The organism is Bradyrhizobium diazoefficiens (assembly GCF_016616235.1).
Taxonomy (GTDB): domain Bacteria; phylum Pseudomonadota; class Alphaproteobacteria; order Rhizobiales; family Xanthobacteraceae; genus Bradyrhizobium; species Bradyrhizobium diazoefficiens_H.
Window position 1 is genome coordinate 5,472,774 of record NZ_CP067100.1, and the last position, 17,911, is coordinate 5,490,684.

Genomic DNA, 17,911 nt, shown 5'->3' on the forward strand with positions numbered 1-17,911 from the left:
CCTGCTCCGCCAGGGCGTTGTAAAGCAAGGCATGACCGAGAAGAAGGCCTCGCTCGACATCAAATCCCTCGCCCGTGACCTCCGCGCCGGCAGCCGCGCGGCGCTGGCGCGGGCGATCACGCTGGTGGAGAGCCGGCGCGGCGACCATCAGGCGCTGGCGCGGGAGCTGGTGCAGATGCTGCTGCCCGACACCGGCAAGGCGTTTCGCGTCGGCATCACCGGCTCGCCTGGCGTCGGCAAATCCACCACCATCGACGCACTCGGGACCTACCTGATCGAGCAGGGCCACAAGGTCGCGGTGCTCGCGGTCGATCCGTCCTCGGCACGCAGCGGCGGCTCGATCCTCGGCGACAAGACGCGAATGGCGCGGCTCGCGGCCTCTAGCGATGCCTTCATCCGCCCCTCGCCGTCCTCCGGCACGCTCGGCGGCGTCGCAGCGAAAACGCGCGAGGCGATGCTGCTCTGCGAGGCCGCCGGCTTCGGCGTCGTGCTGGTCGAGACCGTCGGCATCGGCCAATCCGAGACCGCGGTCTGCGACATGACCGACTTTTTCCTCGCCCTGATGCTGCCGGGCGGCGGCGATGAGTTGCAGGGCATCAAGAAGGGCCTGGTCGAGCTCGCCGACATGATCGCGATCAACAAGGCCGACGGCGACAATCTCAAGCGCGCCAACATCACCGCCGCCGACTATCGCGGCGCGCTGCATATTTTGGCGGCGCGGTCCGAGCATTGGCATCCGCCCGTCGTCACCTATTCGGCGCTGGCCGGCACCGGCATCGCCGAGTTGTGGCAAAAAGTTCTGGATCACCGCAAGGCGATGAACGCATCCGGCGATTTCGCCGCGCGGCGGCGCGATCAGCAGGTGAAGTGGATGTGGTCGATGCTGGAGCAGCGCATGCTGTCGCGGCTGCGCAGCGAAGCGTCTGTGCGGACGAAAGTGCGGAAGATCGAGGCTGACGTGGCCGAAGGCCATCTCACGCCGGCGCTTGCCGCCGAGCAGATTCTGGAGTTGCTGCAATGAGCGACAAGCTGCGCATCCTCCTCACCGGCTTCGGTCCCTTCCCCGGCGCGCCCTATAATCCGACCCAGCCGCTGGTCGCACGGCTGACGCAACTGCGCCGGCCGGCGCTCGAGAATGTCGCGATCGCGAGCCACATCTTCCCGGTCACTTACGCCGCGGTCGACCGGCAATTGCCTGATGTGCTCGCAAAGGCGAAGCCGGACGCGCTGCTGATGTTCGGCCTTGCCGCGCGCACGCCTTTTTTGCGCATCGAGACCCGCGCGCGCAACGCCGTCACCATGCTCTGGCCCGATGCCGCCAACACCCGCGCCAGCAAGCGCGGCATCGCCGGCCACGCGGACGCGATGATGTTCGGCCCGCACACGGCAAGGCTGCTGCGCGCCGCACGCCGCACTGGCATCGACGCGCGCGCCTCGCGCGATGCCGGCGCCTATCTCTGCAACTACTTGAGCTGGCGGGCGATCGAGAATGTCAGGGCGGACGGACCAAAGCTTGCGGCGTTCATCCACGTACCCCTGCTGGCGCGCAGCGGCGTCATGCGGCGCAAGGGCGCGCCCAGGATCACGCTGGATGAGCTGGTGGATGCGGGGGAAGCGATGCTGATGGAGATGGTGCAGTTGGCCCGCAACAAACGCAGACCGGTTGCGTAAACATTTAACCCTACCGCGAACAATCCTCACGCCTCCCTGCGCCCTGCGCTACCTAGTTCGCGCAGACACCTCCCGCGGAGGACGCGTCATGGACCTCAACCGCCGTCACCTCATTGGAGCTTCCACCGCCGGCATCGCCGGCGCGCTCGCGATGCCGGCCGATGCCGCGCGCGCGGCGCCGCTGACCTCCCTGCTCGGCCGCGATGCCACCCAATATGGCGTGCGACCCAACAGCGGCGAGGATCAGACGCGTGCGCTTCAGCGTGCGATCGACGATGCCGCGCGGGTGCAGGTGCCGCTGGCGCTGCCGCCCGGGGTCTATCGCACCGGGCTGCTGCGGCTGCCGAACGGCTCGCAATTGATCGGCGTGCGCGGGGCCACCAAGCTCGTCTTCACCGGCGGCGCGTCGGCAATCCAGAGCGACGGCTCCGATGCGATCGGCCTCACCGGTATCACCTTCGACGGCGGCGGCATCCCGCTGCCGACGCGGCGTGGGCTGATCCACGTCCTCGGCGGCCGCGACGTCCGCATCACCGATTGCGAGATCACCGGATCCGGCGGCAGCGGCATCTGGCTCGAGCAGGTGTCGGGCGACGTCTCCGGCAACATCTTCACCAGCATCGCGGTGACGGCGGTGGTCTCGTTCGACGCGCGGGGTCTCAGCGTCTCCCGCAACACAATTCTCGGGACCAACGACAACGGCATCGAGATCCTGCGCAGCGCGATCGGCGACGACGGTACACTGGTCACCGACAACCGCATCGAGGACATCAAGGCCGGCCCCGGCGGCTCCGGCCAGTACGGCAACGCCATCAACGCCTTTCGTGCCGGCAATGTGATCGTGCGCGGCAACCGCATCAGGAACTGCGACTACTCCGCGGTGCGCGGCAATTCGGCGTCCAACATTCACATATCAGGCAACAGCGTCAGCGACGTGCGCGAGGTCGCGCTCTATTCGGAGTTTTCGTTCGAGGCCGCCGTGATCGCGAACAACATTGTGGACGGCGCGGCGGTCGGCGTCTCCGTCTGCAATTTCAACGAGGGCGGCCGCATTGCCGTGGTTCAGGGCAATATCATCCGCAATCTGATCCCGAAGCGGCCGATCGGCACCGCACCGGACGACGATGCCGGCGTCGGCATCTACATCGAGGCAGATTCGTCGGTGACCGGCAACGTCATCGAGAACGCGCCGTCCTACGGCATCGTCGCCGGCTGGGGCAAATATCTGCGCGATGTCGCGATATCAGGCAATGTGATCCGCAGGGCGCTCGCCGGCATAGGCGTTTCCGTGGTGCCCGGCGCCGGCACCGCGCTCGTCAACAACAACATGATCTCGGAAACCCCGCGCGGCGCCGTGGTCGGGCTCGACCACGCGCGTGCGGTGACGTCGGACCTGTCCGCCGAGGGTGCGCAACGGTTTGCGCAGGTGGTGATCGGCGGGAATGCAGTGCGGCGTTAGACTGACAGCGGGGGCCGTTCATCCTTCGAGGCTCCCCACGTGGCGCGCTGCGCCACGTGTTTCGCACCTCAGGATGACGGGATGAGAGATGGGGCGCTGTTTCCAGGAAGCACGATCTTCAACGGCACACTCAAAAGTTGCTCCATCAAGCATTGACAACAAGTACACGGCCGTCATCCTGAGGCGCGAGCCGCGCGGTGCGCAGCACCGGCGGGGAGCCTCGAAGGATGATGTTGTGGGCATCTATATCTACATGCTGAGATGCGCGGATGGCTCGTTCTATATCGGAAGCGCCACCGGTGAGGATACGTCCAAACGGGCGGACAAGCACAATGCTGGAGTCCATCAGGGCTATACTTATTCGAGGCGCCCGGTCGTTCTGGTGTGGTCCGAGTATTTCGATCGCATCACTGATGGAATTGCTGCCGAGCGACAGCTCAAGGGGTGGAGCCGCGCGAAGAAGGAAGCGCTCATTCGTTCGGATTGGAAATCGGTGAGCCAGCTTGCGCGCCGGCGCGCGGGAGCGCCGAGATCGAAGAAGTAAGCGTTGGTGCGGCGCCAGATGGGCCGCGCATCCTTCGAGGCTCTCAAAGCTTTGCGCAGCGCAGCTTTGCTCCCACTTCAGGAGGACGGATCGGAGAAGGCGCGGTTGCGCTCTCCAGGGTCCCCTAGAACACGTTCCGCAGCAGCGGGTATTTCGCTTCCAGGCCGTCGAGGCTGAAGGTGAATTCGACGACGCGCTCGGGGGCTGCGACGATCTCAGTGGCGGGCGGGGCGAACTGCGGCAGGAGCGTTGCCATCGCGGCGGGCGACCTCACGGCGGGCGCGGTGCGCGGCGCCATCGCAACAGGCGCTGCCGACGGCGGCCTCACGACAGGTGCGGTCAGCGGCGCCCTCGCCGCGGGAGCCTTGAGCGGCGGGACAGCAGCGGGCGCAGTGAACGATGCGACCGCAGCGGGCACCGCCAGCGGTGCGGTCGGAGCGAGCGGCGCTTCCGTCACTTCGGCGAGAACGTCCAGCTTCGGCTCGAGCCTGATCGGCACGGCGGTCTCAGGGGCGATGTGGACGGCCTTGGGTTGAAGAGTTTTGGGTTGCAGAGTTTTGGGCTGCACAGTCTGCGCTGCCTGCTCGCGCGGAAACACGCGGGGCATGATTGCCGGCGACCAGCCGAATGCCGGGGAGACACTGGCGGCCGCCGCGGCCACATCGCCACCGGTTGAGAGAGCCCGCCAGGTCTGGACCGCGAGTTTGGCTTCCTGGATGTTTTCGAGGAATGCGATCTCGGAGTGATAGCGGCGCCAGCGTCCGGTCTCGAACATTTCGGAGAGATGCTCGAGCCGCTGTTCGGCGAGTGCGCACCAGCGTGCCGCGATGTCTCGGCTGCAAACCGCGGTGCGGCCGGGCGCGTGAGCAGACCCTTGGCCGTAAGCAGACCCTTGGCGATGTGTCATGAACCAGCCCGTCATGAGAAAGATACGGACGCGACGCAACGCACACGAATCAATTTAGGCGCGACATGAATATTTTGTGGAAAAGTTTTGACTTGTCCAGCAACGACACGGCGTTCGCCATGAAAGACCGTAGTCGTGCGGAGATTTGCTGTGTTTTCGAGTCAAGCTTCGCACAAGCATGACCGGCTTGCGGCGGGCCGATGCACGATGGCGAGGAACACGGGCGCGAGGCTTCAACCGGAAGCTGAACGCGCGCGAGGCTTCGAAGGAACAGAGACCCCGAAAAGAAAAGACCCGTCCGGGGGGACAACCGGACGGGTCGAGCCATATGGGCGCTTGGGGTGGATGGGCGCTCGCGCCTGATATGACTGATGGGGAGGGATGACCGCTCCCACATATTTTGGTCGTGGCAGCCAGCTGAACGTTCAATGCGGCGTTCGATTTTTTAACCTTTGGCGAGCGCGCAAAGTTGTCGCAGCTGCTATCGCGCCGCCGGCCTATCAGCCTGAAAAACCGTAGCTTTATCATCCGCGCTCGACAGCGAAGGTTGTTCGATCGCGCGGATGCCGGGCTCATCGCGACGTGGCTGCGCATCTTCACGTTTTGTTGTACCGGACGCCGCCGCAACCGGCGCCGCGCTGTCGGCGGGAACAGCCATGACCGCGGCAAACGCATCGGCCTCGCCGGCGCCGAACAGATCGTCGCGGCCGGGCGAGCCGAGATCGCGCGCGGTCTTCGCCAGCGTCATGCGCAGCGCTTCCGGCTTGAGCGCGTAATTGCGCTCCAGCAGCAAAGCGGCGACGCCGGAGACATAGGCAGCCGAGAACGAGGTCCCCGACGTCATCTGGTATTTGCCATCCGGCGCCGGCAGGAAGATGTCGACGCCGGGCGCCGCCAGCGCGATGTGATTGCCACGGTTGGAGGCCGAGAACAGTCCGTCCTGCTGGTCGGTCGCGCTGACCGCGATCACGTTGGGGTTGGCGGCCGGATAGAGCGGCGGCGATTTCGCGCCGGCATTGCCGGCGGCAGCGATCAGCACCAGCCCGCGCGCAGCGGTTGCCGCAATGGCGCGCTCGATCACGGCGTCCTTCGGGCCGGCAAAGCTCATATTGACGATCTGCGCGCCGTGCTCGGCGGCGTAATTGAGCGAGCGCAGGATGATGTAGGACGAGCTCTCGGCGCCGCCGGCGGTGCCGCCGAAGGCACGGATCGCGATGATGCGCGCCTCCGGCGCGCTGCCCATCAGCCTGGCATGCGCCACGATGGCGCCGGCGATGCCGGTGCCGTGAATGTGCGCCCCCTCGATGCTGCCGAGCGCATCGAAATTGTCGGCGATGGAATCGGTGAGCTCGGGATGTCTGGCGTCGATGCCGGAATCGATCACGGCAATCGTCACGTTGGCGCCGTGCGCCAGCGTGTGCGCCTGCGGCAGGCGGAGCTTTGCCAGGGCATATTGCGCCGGATCGCCTTCGCTCGGCACCGGCGGTTTCTGGTCCTGGAGCACGTAGCGGAAGTTCGGCTGTACCGAGCGCACGCTGGCATCAGCGGCGAACTCGCGCCGCACCGTCTCGGAAGGCCGGCCATCGGTGATGCGGAACAGGCCGAACGTCGCCCCGATCAGCGGAAAATTCTCCGATGCAACGCGCGCAAGGCCGTGGCGGCGTGCCAGCTCGTCGGCTTCGGTCGCCGACAATGCGCCGTCGATCTCGGCGACGAATTCGCCTGCGAAGGCGCGCAAGGCCACGGCCGCCGGCGTGGTGTTGCCGCGGCCCTTGCCGGCGCTCTTCTTGCCCGATCTGCCGGTCCCCTCGCCGCCGACGTTCGGCTGCGCCAGGCATTCGCCGTCGGCGTCGCGATAGGGCGCGGTGCAGGCGGGGTAGAGGTTCGGGGAGTAGCGCGCATAGGGCAGCACCGGCGTCGGCCCCAGCCGGGCCGAAATCCGCGGCGTGGCAATCGGGCGCGGACCGCGGTCGACACTGACCGCCCGCGCAGTGACACCAGGGCTGACGCGCGGAGCGATGCTGGGAGAAATGGTCGGCATGCGCGAGGGGACGCTGATCGTCGGCGTGCGCATGATCGCCTGCGCCTGAGCAACCCCAATGCCGAGACTGGCGGCAAGCAGCAGCGCGGCACCGACCGATGAAGCGTAGGCCTCGGCGCGTATCCTGCTCTCGGATTTGCCTGCCATCGGTCGAAGGGTGCGCTTAAGGCGCCGCCACGGCGAGGTTGACGACCTTCTCGCGCGACATCCTGCCGAGCAGCGCGGCGAGTTCGTCCTGGCTCATCGCCTTGTCGAACTGGAGACGGAACATGCCGCCCTTGGCATCGCCGATGATCGAGGCCTGGTAGCTGTCGAGCAGCGCGGTGATGTCGGAAACGCGCGCCTCGGGCGTGAAGCGCACCAGCGCGCGGGCGGGCGCAGCCGCCGCTCCGAGTTCGCGGGTGATCGGGGCGCCGGTCGAAAGCGAAGCGGTCTGGAAGGTCGCGGTCTGGGTCTTCATCAGCACCGCGCCGATGATGCCGGCCTGCAGCAGCAGCGCGATGCCGGCAAGGCTCGCCGACCAAGCCAGCGTGCGCGGCGACAGGCTCCCGAAGAAGGTCGAGATGCGCGCCGACAGCGGCAGCGAACCGATGGGCCGCGCCGGCTCGGCGTCGATCGCAGCGAACAGCTTCTGCATCGCGCGGGCCGACGGAGCCCCCAAGCTCTCATTCAGATGGATGGTCTCTTCGTACTCGCCGCGGATCGCGGCATATTGCTTCGCGAGCTCGGGATCGCGCGCCAGCGCTTCCTCGACACGGCGCGCATCGCGCGCGTTCAACGTGCCGGCGGCGTGCCAGGGCAGCAGCAGTTCAATGTCACTGGGCTCTTGCTCCAGCATCTTCTTGCTCAAAGCCATCATGGCCAGCCTCGCTCAACGCCGGCTGCCTTCAGCAGTTCGGCCAGTTTCTTGCGCGCATAGAACAAGCGCGTCTTCACAGTGTTCTCCGGGATGCCGACGATTGCGGCGACCTCTTCTACGGACTTCTCGTGGTAGTAGACGAGATCGACGATCTCCCGGTGTTCCGGCGAGAGGCCCGTCAGACACTCCCGCAACGCTTCACTGGTATCCTTCTTCTGCACCACCGTTTCCGGATCGTCGGACTGGTCCTCGATCGCGTTCGCGGCGTCTTCGTCCAACTCAAAGTCCTTCCTGCGCCGGAGCGCCGAGAGGGCCTTGAATCGGGTGATTGCCAGCAGCCAGGTGGAAACGGCGGATCGGCCTTCGAACTTGCCGGCTTGACGCCAGACGTCGAGAAACACCTCGCTGATGAGGTCCTCCGCCGCCTGCTCGTCCCGCACGAGCCTCAGCCCGAACCTGTAGACCCTGACATGGTGCCGCCCGTACAGCACCTGCATGGCGAGCCGGTCGCCCTGAGCGATCCTGGCGATCAGGACCTCGTCCGAAGCCGCCTGTGTCACGCTCAAAGGCCGTCTCGCAAGGTTGGTCGGGCCGAGGCGGTGGACGGTTCGACGAAAGGGGTGAAATTCTTCAACTTACCGCAGTTGTACGGAGGCCTGTGTGATCTACCCCACATACGTGCATTTTTCTTGTCCCGCTCGCGGCGGTCAACCAGCTCGATCCAAATCGGTAACATAATACTCAAATATTTCCCTGCGGAGGGCTTGCCCGGCCGAGGCGACCGGGCCAGATCCGGTTCCATAGCAGCCCGGCACGACATCTGTCTCACGAAGCCCTGCTTTGGCTCGATCGCATCGCAAACGATGGCTAATCGCCGGCAAATTCTCCTGCCGGCCACCATCATCCCGTACTGCGCTACAAGGTTTGGATTCGGTTTCGAATGATACCAAACCTAAAGGCTTGCCACGTAGATTTTTGGGCTGAACTCCACCATTGGCGGGACCATGAGCACGGCCGCGACGTCCTTTCCGGAGAGGAATGCTGCTGAGACCGCGGATCTCGTCCTCGCACCGGAGGCGGCGGCGCCGGAAGTGCTGGCCCGCAGGGTCCGGCAGCGCCGCCAGATGTATATCGGCCAGGTGGTGAGCTATTCGCTCGGCGCCTCCGTCCTGCTGCTCTACGCCTATGATGGCGCGATCTCGGTCGACGTCGCTTCGCTGTTCTGGCTCGGCGGTCTCCTGATCATCGGCACGTTCGCCGTGCTGTCGGAAGCCGGCGTCGGCGACAGGTTCAGCGACCACTATCTCACCGTGTTCCAGATCTCGGCGCATATGGCGCTGCAATTCGTGTTCCTGCTGTCGGTGCCGACCATCGGCATCGCCTTCATCAGCGTCCTATTCCTGATCTTTGCCTTCGGCACGCTGCGCATGACCTCGGCTCAGGCGATGCTGACCTGGGCGATCGCGACGGGCGGCCTTGCCGCCGTCTTCCTCGCCTCCGACCTGCCGATTGGCATGCCCGTTGCGAGCCGGCTCCAGCGCACCGCCTCGATGCTGTGCTTCGTGCTGGTGATCGGCCAGTGCGCCTTCCTCGGCCTGTTCGGCGCCACGCTGCGCAAGATCCTGTACCGGCGCAGCATCGAGCTGAAGGCCGCCTACCAGCGCATCGAGGAGCTCGCCGAGCTCGACGAGCTCACCGGCTCCTACAATCGCCGCTGCATCATGCGCCTCTTGGATGTCGAGATCGGGAAGTCGCGGCAGGCGTCCACGCCTTGCGCGATCGCGCTGATCGATCTCGACTGGTTCAAGCGCATCAACGACGCCCACGGCCATCCCGTCGGCGACGAGGTGCTGCGCACCTTTGCCATCACCGTTTTCGCCAACATCCGCCCGTCCGACAGCTTCGGCCGCTACGGCGGCGAGGAGTTCCTGCTGCTGCTGCCGGACACCGCTGCCGAGGCAGCCTCGCGCATGATGGAGCGGCTCCGCGGCATCGTCGCCGATCTCGACTGGAGTGCATTCTCGCCGGGTATGCGGGTGACGATTTCCGCGGGCGTCGCGACGCTGCGCGACTCTGATACTGCCGACACGTTTCTCGCGCGCGCCGACAGCGCGCTTTATTCCGCCAAGGCGCAAGGGCGTAACCGAATTGCACCGAGCTGACCAATCCATTTTCTGCGGGCGCGCGCGAGGCCGCCGCCGGACCGAACGCTCCAGGACAGGGCAATGAGATCCAAATCCGCCAAACCATCCGAGAACCTGCTCGACGAATTGCAGGCTGCGCTCTCGCACGGCACCGTGGCGCGCCGTGTCGAGGCGCTGCGCCGCGTGACCGATCTCTTCCTGGGCAATGCCGTGGACTATTCCGACGCGCACATCCGCGTCTTCGACGACGTATTCCAGTGCCTGATCGCGCAGATCGAGACCTCGGCCAAGGCGCTGCTCGCCGAACGCCTGGCACCGATCGCGGCCGCGCCGCCGAAAATTATGCGCACGCTCGCGCTCGACGAAGTCATCGAGGTCGCCGGACCCGTGCTGACGAAATCGGAACGGCTGGACGAGGCCACCCTGATGGAAATCGCACGCACCAGGGGCGAGGCGCATCTCAAGGCGATCTCGCTGCGGCGGGTGCTGTCGGAAGCACTGACCGACGTGCTGGTCTCGCGGGGCAACGAGGACGTGGTGCAATCAACCGTCGGCAATCACGGCGCGAAGCTGTCGGAAGGCAGCCTCACCGACCTCGTCACCCGCGCCGAGCGCGACGACGACCTCGCCACCTGCATCGGCCTGCGGCCCGATTTGCCCCGCCATCACTATCTCAAGCTGGTCGCGAAGGCCTCCTTGAGCGTGCGCCGCAAGCTGGAGGCCGCCCATCCCGAGCTTGCGGACGAAGTCTCGAGCGTGGTCCAGGAAGCGGCGCAGCGGGTCCGCGCCGCCGCCATGACCAGGCAGACCGAGATGGCGCGCGCACTGGTGAAGTCACTGCACGCGGACGGCCGTCTCAACGAATTCCAGGTCATGACCTTCGCCGAGCAGGGCAAGTTCGACGAGACCAATGCAGGGCTCGCCGCGCTCGCGGGCGTCGCGGTCGAGACTGCCGAAAACATGATGATCGAGAGCCGCACCGAGGGCGTGATGATCCTCGCCAAGGTCGCGGGCATGTCCTGGTCGAGCGTGCGCGCCATCATCGCCATGCGCGAGAAACTCTCCGGCGGTTCGCGGACCGACATGCTGACGCTGCGCGACAGCTACGAGGCGCTGCGCTCATCGACCGCACAGCAGGTGCTGCGCTTCCACCGCATGCAGAGCACGACGCCGGCGTCCTGACGCCGCGGCTAGTAGCGCAAGACTTTTGAACCGGCGAACGCGCCGATCGCCGTCACCACCGCGGTCGCGATCGTGTACCAGGTCGCGACGAACAGTGGCGAATCGTCGGTGCAGTGCGAGGCATAGAGCGTCGCGGCAAGGCCGGCCGACACCAGGCCGGCGAGCGCGCCGGCGAGCGCGGGACGCGACGGCGCGCCGTGGCGCAGGCCGAACAGGGCGCCGGCGAGCAGCGGCAGCGACATGGCGGGGATTGCGGACAGGCAGACGCGCGAATTCTTGCCCACCAGGCGCATTGTCATCGGCATCGCCGGCGCCATCATCGCCTCACTGCCGATCGCGACCGCGAGCAGGCCCACGGGCAGCAGCAACAGCCAGCCCCAACCGCGCATCAATGCTTCGGGCCGCGACAGATGCAAGCTGACGATGATCGCGGGGATCGCAAGCGACAGCGTCACCGCGAACTTGGTGTCGAAGAACGGATTGTGCATGGCCGTCATCACGTCGGGACGCACGCCGAGGAACGTGGCGAAGATCAGGATCGAGAACGGCGCCGCCACCAGCAGCGCCATGGTCAGCACGGCGCCGACGCGTGGAGCGCGATGGGCGTTGTCGGCCGCAAGCGTGCGAATGAGTTGATCGGTGTCCATGACTAATGGTCTCGCAGTTTGGCAGTCAGCGCCGCAAGTCCGCGATGCAGCGCGACCCGCACCGCACCTTCGCTCATCGCAAATCTCGCCGCCGTGTCCTTGATCGAGACGGCCTCGACCGCAATCGACTGCAGCACGTCGCGCTGGCGCTGCGGCAGCGTGCCGAGCTGCGCGGCGACCTCGCCCGCCGAGGCGGTTTCCTGAGGGGCCTCACCCGGCAGGGTCTCGGCGAAATCGTCGATGTTGACGAAGACGCGCTTGCCGCGCCGGCGCAGCACGTCGATCAGCTTGTTGCGCCCGATCGCGAACAACCAGGGCGCGAAGGGCGCTTCGCTGTCCCAGGTGTGCCGCTTCAGGTGCACCGCCAACAGAATCTCCTGCACGATATCCTCGGCCTGGTCGGGAGGCTGCCCGGCCCGCGCCAGGCCCCGCCTCGCCGCGGCGCGCAGCACCGGCGTGACCGCCTTCAACAGGCGATGATACGCCGCATCATCGCCAGCCATGGCCGACCGCATCAGGCCGGTCCATTCGTCCTCACGTCCGCGCACGTGCGCCCTCACCATGCAATTCGGCCGCTCTTTCAATTTGTTACGCGGTGGTCCGCATTATCACAAATTCGTGATCAACACCGGACACGCGCCACCGAGACCGCCGAAAAAGTCTGCGACGGCTCTTAACACCGATCCGCCCGTCCCGCATCCGGCCGGCCGTTTCCAGGAGCCGGCTTGCCCCGTTTTCGCCCGGTGTAGCCCGAAGATTCCCACTTTCTGCCCTGCTGCCGTCATGCCCCGGGGTCTCTGTTTCGTCCGGGACGGGCGGAATTGGGGAGATCGTCAACATGATGAAAGCCAGCGGACACGCGGCATTGATCCTTCTTGCCGGGCTTTTCTTGCTGTTTGGAGGCGCCGTGCAGGCGGCACCGAGCTCCGCCAGCAAATCCGACAGCGCGGGCAACCAGGCCGATACGGTCAAGCCGGGCAAGCAGCGGCGCCACGCCTCGCGCCACCGCGACAGCGATAAGACGGCACAGAAATCCAGCGACAAGGCCGACAAGAAGGATGCCGCGCCACAGGCCGACGACGCCAAGGTCGACGTGAAGGCCGAGAACGACGCGCCGGCCTCGAGCCAGATGCCGCCCACCGTCGCCAACGCCAATGCGCAGCTCGCCGCCGCCGTCGCGCCGACGGCTGCCGCGGCGTCCGCGATGACGGGCCGCGCCAACGACAACGTGCAGGCTGCCGCCGATAATACCGCCGCGCCGACTGCCGAGAACCAGGTCGTTGAACCCGACCAGCTCAATGATATCGACCGCACCCTGCAACAGGATACTCCGCCGGCGCAGAAAGCGGTGATTGCCGCAACCGACGCGCAGCCGCGGCCGGCACCGGTGATGGCCAGCAGCCAGAGCTCGGCCTGGGACCAGAGCTCGCTGATCGGCAAGATCTTCATCGGGGTCGGCACGCTGCTGACACTGGCCTCCGCCGCGCGCATGTTCATGGCCTGACTTTCTGGCCTGATTGAATCCCGCCCGGGACACGCGCCTTGCCGCGTGTTCCGGCCAGTGTTCGCTCTTGAAGCCATTCGCGCCAGCGGGCACATTGCCCAACCAATCAAACGCGTGGGTGGAGCATGAGCACGTTCGAACACATCATCGTCGAGAGCCAGGGTGCGGTCGGCATCGTCAAGCTGAACCGGCCGAAGATGCTCAACGCGCTCTCGTTCGGCGTCTTTCGCGAGATCGCCGCCGCCGTCGACGATCTCGAGGCTGATGACGCTATCGGCTGCATCGTCGTGACCGGCAGCGAAAAGGCCTTCGCCGCCGGCGCCGACATCAAGGAGATGCAGCCGAAGGGCTTCATCGACATGTTCTCGGAAGACTTCGCCGCGATCGGTGGCGACCGGATCGCGCGATGCCGCAAGCCGACCATCGCCGCGGTCGCGGGCTATGCGCTCGGCGGCGGCTGCGAGCTCGCCATGATGTGCGACTTCATCATCGCCGCCGACACGGCAAAGTTCGGCCAGCCCGAGATCACGCTCGGCACCATTCCCGGCATCGGCGGGACCCAGCGCCTGACCCGCGCGATCGGCAAGGCGAAGGCGATGGACCTATGCCTCACTGGCCGCATGATGGATGCAGCGGAGGCGGAGCGCGCAGGCCTCGTCAGCCGGATCGTGCCAGCCGACAAGCTGATGGACGAAGTCATCGCCGCCGCCGAGAAGATCGCCGCGATGTCGCGACCGGCGGCGGCAATGGCCAAGGAAGCCGTGAACCGCGCCTTCGAGACCACCCTCGCCGAGGGCATGAGCGTCGAGCGCAACCTGTTCCACGCGACCTTCGCGCTGGAAGACCGCTCCGAGGGCATGGCGGCGTTCATCGAGAAGCGCAAGCCGGTGAACAAGAACCGGTAGCGCCCGCGAACGGTCAGGCTGGTGTAAGGCTCTGATGCTGATCCGCAAAAATGCTGTGACGCGCCTGCAACAAGCACGGAATAGATGGGGGTTTTCCCCGCGGCAGTTTGCCTGCGCGACCCCGGCTGGTTAAACAGTTAAGAGGGCCACCGTCGGCGGGGGCGGACAGCCGGGGTTTAGCGGGATTACATGATTGGGCGTGCCGCCAGAGCTGGTCGCATATTGACGCGGCATCGATCCGGCGTGGGTCCTGTGCTTGCGACGTGGACCGCGCTGGCGCTCTGTTGCGCCCTGCCGGCTGCCGCATCGGCGGAAGCCCTGCCGGAGGCGCTGGCAAAGGCTTACCAGACCAATCCGCAGCTTAACGCCGAGCGGGCGCGGCAACGCGCCACGGACGAGAACGTGCCGCAGGCGCTCGCCGGCTATCGGCCGCAGATCGTGGCGAGCCTCAGCGCCGGCCTGCAATCGGTGCGCAATCTCTTGCCCGACAACACCGTCCAGACCGCCAACCTGAAGCCATGGATCATCGGCGTTACCGTGACGCAGACCCTATTCAACGGGTTCCGCACCGCCAACGGCGTGCGCGCGGCCGAACTCCAGGTGCAGTCCGGCCGCGAGGCGCTGCGCAATGTCGGCCAGGGCGTGCTGCTCGACGCCGTCACCGCCTATACCAACGTGCTCGCCAACCAGTCGCTGGTCGAGGCGCAGCGCTCCAACGTCGCGTTCCTGCGCGAGACGCTGGCCGTGACCCAGCGCCGCCTCAACGCCGGCGACGTCACGCCGACTGACAGCGCCCAGGCCGAAGCCCGCCTCAACCGCGGCCTTGCCGATCTCAACGCCGCCGAAGTCGCGCTCGCCGTCAGCCAGGCCACTTATGCGCAGGTGATCGGCAACGCGCCGTCACAGCTCCGGCCCGCCGAGGTTGTCGATCGCTATCTGCCGAAGAGCCGCGAGGACGCCCTGACGATGGCGATCCGCCAACATCCGGCGGTGATGGCGGCCAGCTTCGACGTCGACGTCGCCTCGACCAATATCCGCATCGCCGAAGGCACGCTGCTGCCGAGCGCCAGCATCCAGGGCAGCGCCAGCAAAAGCCGCAACAACGACCCGACGCTCGGCACCTTCGCCGAGGACCAGGCCTCGATCGTCGCCAATGTCACTGCGCCGATCTATGACGGCGGTCAGGCCGCCTCGCAGACCCGGCAGGCCAAGGAGATCACGGCGCAGAGCCGGCTCGTGCTCGACCAGGTCCGCAACCAGGCCCGCACCGCGGCGGTCAGCGCCTGGGTTGCCAATGAAGGCGCCAAGATTGCGGTCTCGGCCTCGGAATCCGAGGTGAAGGCGGCAACCGTCGCGCTCCAGGGCGTGCAGCGCGAAGCCGCCGGCGGACAGCGCACGACGGTGGACGTCTTGAACTCGCAGGCCGACCTGATCCAGGCCAAGGCCCGCCTGATCGGCGCGCTACGCGACCGCGTCATCGCCTCCTACACCCTGCTCAGCGCCGTCGGCCATCTCGACGTCAAGACCCTGAACCTCAACACGCCGGACTATCTGCCCGAGGTGCACTACCAGCAGGTCCGCGACGCCTGGCACGGCCTGCGCACGCCGTCGGGGCAGTAGTTTCAGTTTCGGCTCGGTGCTGATGAAAAGCCGCCGCATCCATCTGATGGGAGCTTCGGGCTCCGGCGTGACCACGCTGGGTCGCGCGCTCGCCGGCCGGCTCGCGCTGCCGCATCACGACACCGACGACTATTTCTGGCTCCCGACTGCGCCGCCTTACCGGACGACGCGCCCTGCCGCAGATCGTCTGCGCCTGATGCGCGAGATGTTCCTGTCGCGTCTCGATTGGGTGCTGAGCGGATCCGTCACCGGCTGGGGCGAGGAGCTGGTTTCGTTCTTCGACCTCGTCGTCTTCGTGACCACGCCGCGCGATATCCGGCTGGAGCGATTGCGCGCCTGCGAGGCCGCGCATTTCGGCGCTGATGCCGTCGCACGGGGTGGCTGGCGTCATGACGAAACTGAGTCTTTCATCGAATGGGCTTCGCACTACGAAGCCGGCGATCGCGAAGGCCGCAGTCTCGCAAAAGATGAGGCGTGGCTCTCCGCCCTGCCCTGCCCTGTCGTGCGCATTGATGGCTCACGCCTGCTTGCGGACCTCGTCGAGCAGCTATGCAGCGAAACGGAGCGGTTGCCGGGCTGATGTGATAGTCTCTCCGAGCTTGCCTCCAAAAAAGCAAAACAGGGAGAGAAACCGTGCTCAACCGACGCAGTGTCCTGCTTGCCTCCCTCGTCGCCGGAGTAGCCATGACCAACAGAGCCCACGCCCGGGCGGCGCAGCCCGCGACGCCGATCAATTTCGACGTCCCGCCGCATGCCTGCGACTGCCACACCCATATCCACGGCGATGTCGAAAAGTTTCCGTTCTTCGCCGGGCGCGTCTACACGCCCGAGCCGGCCTCGCCGGACGAGATGGCCGCACTGCACAAGGCGCTGCATATCGAGCGCGTGGTGATCGTCACGCCGAGCGTCTACGGCACCGACAATTCGTCGACCTTGTTCGGCATGAAAGCGCGCGGCGCGAACGCGCGCGGGGTCGCCGTGATTGACGACAAGACGCCGGAGAGCGCGCTCGACACGATGCATCAGGACGGCTTCCGCGGCATCCGCCTTAATCTCGCGACCGGCGGCGTCAATGACCCCAATGTCGGCCGTCCGCGCTTCACCGCCGCCGTCGAGCGCATGAAGGCGCGCGGCTGGCATGTGCAGCTCTACACCACGCTTGCCATGATCTCGGCGATCAAGGACCTGGTCGAGACGGCGCCGGTGCCGGTCGTGTTCGACCATTTCGGCGGCCTCGATGCATCGAAAGGCCTGGAGCAGCCGGGCTTCTCCGATCTTGTCGCGCTGGTGAAGTCCGGCAAGGCTTATGTGAAGATCTCCGGCGCCTACCGATCGTCGAAGCTCGCGCCCGATTATCAGGACATGGTGCCGTTCGCACAGGCGCTGATCGCCGCGAACGCAGACCGCATCGTCTGGGGCACCGACTGGCCTCATCCGGATTCGAGCCGGGTCGAGGGACGCAAAGCCACCGACATCGCGCCGCTCTACCAGATCGACGATGGCGCCCTGCTCAACCAGTTGCCGGTGTGGGCGCCCGACGCGGATGTGCGCAAGAAGATCCTGGTCGACAATCCGGCGCGGCTCTACGGGTTCTGAGTCGCGACAAAGCGGATAAGGTTCAACGGAAGCTGATGCTGTTGCATGCTGCGCAGCGCAACCGTTGTCACGAGAGCACAGGCGCGTTCGATTCACACGAACGTGTTTGTGCCAGCATTGGATTCTCACCCGTTCGGTTGAGGCGGCGATTCAATTTCACCGATACGCACGCACAGATTTCATTTGTTCGTGCGGGTGCATGTCTTTATCGCATTATCTCGTCGCGCTTTTGTCCGGCATTGGAATCGGCTTCACCGTCGCCGCGCCGATCGAGCCCATGGGAATGCTGTGCATTCAGCGCACATTGGCATCGGGCATGGCGACAGGTCTCGCAACCGGCTTCGGTGCGGCGACCGTGCATCTCACCTACAGCTCTCTCGCGGTTCTTGGATTGGGTGCGCTGGCGCAGCCCTGGATCGAGGCGAACGCCGCGGTCTTCGGCATCGTCTCCGCACTCACATTGCTGTGGTTCGCGGTCCGCACGCATCGGAGCGCCCATCGTGCTTCAAGACGCTGGTGCGATCGACAGCGTGCGTCTCGCACGCGCCTATCTCAGCGCCATCGCGCTCGGGCTGACCAATCCGCTCACGGTCATCCTGTTTCTGGCCGCACTGCATGCGTTCTCCACGCAGGCGGCGGCCGCACCGCTGATTGCCGGCGTCTTCGTCGGCTCCGCGGTCTGGTGGACGATGCTCAGCACGATCGTCGCAACCATGCGGTCGCGGCTGACGCCGCGGATGCTGTCATTGAGCAGCAGGTTCGCCAGTTTGATGCTGCTTGGGCTTGGTACCACCATGCTGCTGCGGATCGCGCAGCGCGCATTCGGGTAGCT

Annotated in this window: 18 protein-coding genes and 1 pseudogene; 13 read left to right on the forward strand and 6 right to left on the reverse strand. The window is 66.1% G+C overall.

The window, feature by feature from the left end:
- Window positions 1-31 precede the first annotated feature (31 nt).
- The 4 genes from meaB to JJB99_RS26175 all read left to right on the forward strand — a co-directional run bounded on the left by meaB (window position 32) and on the right by JJB99_RS26175 (window position 3,674).
- Window positions 32-1,021 carry a methylmalonyl Co-A mutase-associated GTPase MeaB gene (meaB, locus tag JJB99_RS26160; protein WP_200495131.1) on the forward strand — a complete coding sequence of 330 codons (990 nt, stop codon included), beginning with the start codon at window positions 32-34 and terminating at the stop codon, window positions 1,019-1,021.
- The gene (locus JJB99_RS26165) at window positions 1,018-1,671 is read left to right on the forward strand and encodes a pyroglutamyl-peptidase I (protein ID WP_200495132.1); all 654 of its coding nucleotides are present in this window, start codon (window positions 1,018-1,020) and stop codon (window positions 1,669-1,671) included. The genes meaB and JJB99_RS26165 overlap by 4 nt, the downstream gene beginning before the upstream one ends.
- Before the next feature lie 88 nt (window positions 1,672-1,759).
- Window positions 1,760-3,130 (forward strand): TIGR03808 family TAT-translocated repetitive protein, encoded by a 1,371-nt coding sequence (locus JJB99_RS26170; RefSeq protein ID WP_200495133.1) that lies wholly within the window; start codon window positions 1,760-1,762, stop codon window positions 3,128-3,130.
- A 235-nt stretch (window positions 3,131-3,365) separates the two neighbouring features.
- Window positions 3,366-3,674 (forward strand): GIY-YIG nuclease family protein, encoded by a 309-nt coding sequence (locus tag JJB99_RS26175; RefSeq protein WP_200500308.1) that lies wholly within the window; start codon window positions 3,366-3,368, stop codon window positions 3,672-3,674.
- A 124-nt stretch (window positions 3,675-3,798) separates the two neighbouring features.
- Here the strand turns inward: JJB99_RS26175 and JJB99_RS26180 are convergent, their stop codons facing one another.
- From JJB99_RS26180 to JJB99_RS26195, 4 genes are all read right to left on the reverse strand, one after another.
- Window positions 3,799-4,581 (reverse strand): TIGR03809 family protein, encoded by a 783-nt coding sequence (locus JJB99_RS26180; protein ID WP_200495134.1) that lies wholly within the window; start codon window positions 4,579-4,581, stop codon window positions 3,799-3,801.
- A 481-nt stretch (window positions 4,582-5,062) separates the two neighbouring features.
- The gene (locus JJB99_RS26185; RefSeq protein WP_200495135.1) at window positions 5,063-6,769 is read right to left on the reverse strand and encodes a S8 family serine peptidase; all 1,707 of its coding nucleotides are present in this window, start codon (window positions 6,767-6,769) and stop codon (window positions 5,063-5,065) included.
- Between the two features lie 16 nt (window positions 6,770-6,785).
- A complete protein-coding gene (locus JJB99_RS26190; RefSeq protein ID WP_200495136.1) occupies window positions 6,786-7,481 on the reverse strand; it encodes a hypothetical protein in 696 nt (231 codons plus the stop codon).
- Window positions 7,478-8,047, reverse strand: coding sequence for a sigma-70 family RNA polymerase sigma factor (locus JJB99_RS26195; protein ID WP_200495137.1), 570 nt, complete (start codon window positions 8,045-8,047; stop codon window positions 7,478-7,480). Before JJB99_RS26195 ends, JJB99_RS26190 begins: the two co-directional genes overlap by 4 nt.
- Window positions 8,048-8,485: 438 nt before the next feature.
- Here JJB99_RS26195 and JJB99_RS26200 point away from each other — a divergent pair, with 438 nt between their 5' ends.
- Entirely contained in the window at window positions 8,486-9,643 is a 1,158-nt protein-coding gene (locus tag JJB99_RS26200) for a GGDEF domain-containing protein (protein WP_200495138.1), read from the forward strand.
- A gap of 63 nt (window positions 9,644-9,706) precedes the next feature.
- Window positions 9,707-10,807, forward strand: coding sequence for a DUF2336 domain-containing protein (locus JJB99_RS26205; protein WP_200495139.1), 1,101 nt, complete (start codon window positions 9,707-9,709; stop codon window positions 10,805-10,807).
- Between the two features lie 8 nt (window positions 10,808-10,815).
- Here JJB99_RS26205 and JJB99_RS26210 read toward each other — a convergent pair whose 3' ends face one another.
- Both JJB99_RS26210 and JJB99_RS26215 read right to left on the reverse strand, forming a co-directional pair.
- A complete protein-coding gene (locus JJB99_RS26210; RefSeq protein WP_200495140.1) occupies window positions 10,816-11,454 on the reverse strand; it encodes an NrsF family protein in 639 nt (212 codons plus the stop codon).
- Window positions 11,455-11,456: 2 nt separating this feature from the next.
- Entirely contained in the window at window positions 11,457-12,002 is a 546-nt protein-coding gene (locus JJB99_RS26215; protein WP_200495141.1) for a sigma-70 family RNA polymerase sigma factor, read from the reverse strand.
- 290 nt (window positions 12,003-12,292) lie between these two features.
- On the opposite strand from JJB99_RS26215, the gene JJB99_RS26220 reads away from it, so the two are divergent.
- From JJB99_RS26220 to JJB99_RS36370, 7 genes and pseudogenes are all read left to right on the forward strand, one after another.
- A complete protein-coding gene (locus tag JJB99_RS26220; protein WP_200495142.1) occupies window positions 12,293-12,958 on the forward strand; it encodes a hypothetical protein in 666 nt (221 codons plus the stop codon).
- Window positions 12,959-13,083: 125 nt separating this feature from the next.
- On the forward strand, window positions 13,084-13,863 hold the full coding sequence (locus JJB99_RS26225; RefSeq protein ID WP_200495143.1) for an enoyl-CoA hydratase: 780 nt from the start codon (window positions 13,084-13,086) through the stop codon (window positions 13,861-13,863).
- Window positions 13,864-14,052: 189 nt separating this feature from the next.
- Complete coding sequence (locus JJB99_RS26230; RefSeq protein WP_200495144.1) at window positions 14,053-15,483, forward strand: TolC family outer membrane protein; 1,431 nt, start codon at window positions 14,053-14,055, stop codon at window positions 15,481-15,483.
- Window positions 15,484-15,505: 22 nt separating this feature from the next.
- Entirely contained in the window at window positions 15,506-16,063 is a 558-nt protein-coding gene (locus tag JJB99_RS26235; RefSeq protein WP_200495145.1) for a hypothetical protein, read from the forward strand.
- 53 nt (window positions 16,064-16,116) lie between these two features.
- Window positions 16,117-17,079, forward strand: coding sequence for an amidohydrolase family protein (locus JJB99_RS26240; protein ID WP_200495146.1), 963 nt, complete (start codon window positions 16,117-16,119; stop codon window positions 17,077-17,079).
- A gap of 316 nt (window positions 17,080-17,395) precedes the next feature.
- Window positions 17,396-17,530, forward strand: a pseudogene (locus tag JJB99_RS36365) (permease); the annotation flags it as partial.
- 49 nt (window positions 17,531-17,579) lie between these two features.
- Complete coding sequence (locus JJB99_RS36370; protein WP_246775365.1) at window positions 17,580-17,909, forward strand: LysE family transporter; 330 nt, start codon at window positions 17,580-17,582, stop codon at window positions 17,907-17,909.
- Window positions 17,910-17,911: the final 2 nt, after the last annotated feature.

Excerpts from the sequence above, each read along its gene's own strand:
- meaB (WP_200495131.1), top strand. The coding sequence starts at position 32 with ATGACCGAGAAGAAGGCCTCGCTCGACATCAAATCCCTCGCCCGTGAC.
- JJB99_RS26165 (WP_200495132.1), top strand. The coding sequence starts at position 1,018 with ATGAGCGACAAGCTGCGCATCCTCCTCACCGGCTTCGGTCCCTTCCCC.
- JJB99_RS26170 (WP_200495133.1), top strand. The coding sequence starts at position 1,760 with ATGGACCTCAACCGCCGTCACCTCATTGGAGCTTCCACCGCCGGCATC.
- JJB99_RS26180 (WP_200495134.1), bottom strand. The coding sequence starts at position 4,581 with ATGACACATCGCCAAGGGTCTGCTTACGGCCAAGGGTCTGCTCACGCG.
- JJB99_RS26185 (WP_200495135.1), bottom strand. The coding sequence starts at position 6,769 with ATGGCAGGCAAATCCGAGAGCAGGATACGCGCCGAGGCCTACGCTTCA.
- JJB99_RS26190 (WP_200495136.1), bottom strand. The coding sequence starts at position 7,481 with ATGATGGCTTTGAGCAAGAAGATGCTGGAGCAAGAGCCCAGTGACATT.
- JJB99_RS26200 (WP_200495138.1), top strand. The coding sequence starts at position 8,486 with ATGAGCACGGCCGCGACGTCCTTTCCGGAGAGGAATGCTGCTGAGACC.
- JJB99_RS26205 (WP_200495139.1), top strand. The coding sequence starts at position 9,707 with ATGAGATCCAAATCCGCCAAACCATCCGAGAACCTGCTCGACGAATTG.
- JJB99_RS26210 (WP_200495140.1), bottom strand. The coding sequence starts at position 11,454 with ATGGACACCGATCAACTCATTCGCACGCTTGCGGCCGACAACGCCCAT.
- JJB99_RS26220 (WP_200495142.1), top strand. The coding sequence starts at position 12,293 with ATGATGAAAGCCAGCGGACACGCGGCATTGATCCTTCTTGCCGGGCTT.
- JJB99_RS26225 (WP_200495143.1), top strand. The coding sequence starts at position 13,084 with ATGAGCACGTTCGAACACATCATCGTCGAGAGCCAGGGTGCGGTCGGC.
- JJB99_RS26230 (WP_200495144.1), top strand. The coding sequence starts at position 14,053 with ATGATTGGGCGTGCCGCCAGAGCTGGTCGCATATTGACGCGGCATCGA.
- JJB99_RS26235 (WP_200495145.1), top strand. The coding sequence starts at position 15,506 with ATGAAAAGCCGCCGCATCCATCTGATGGGAGCTTCGGGCTCCGGCGTG.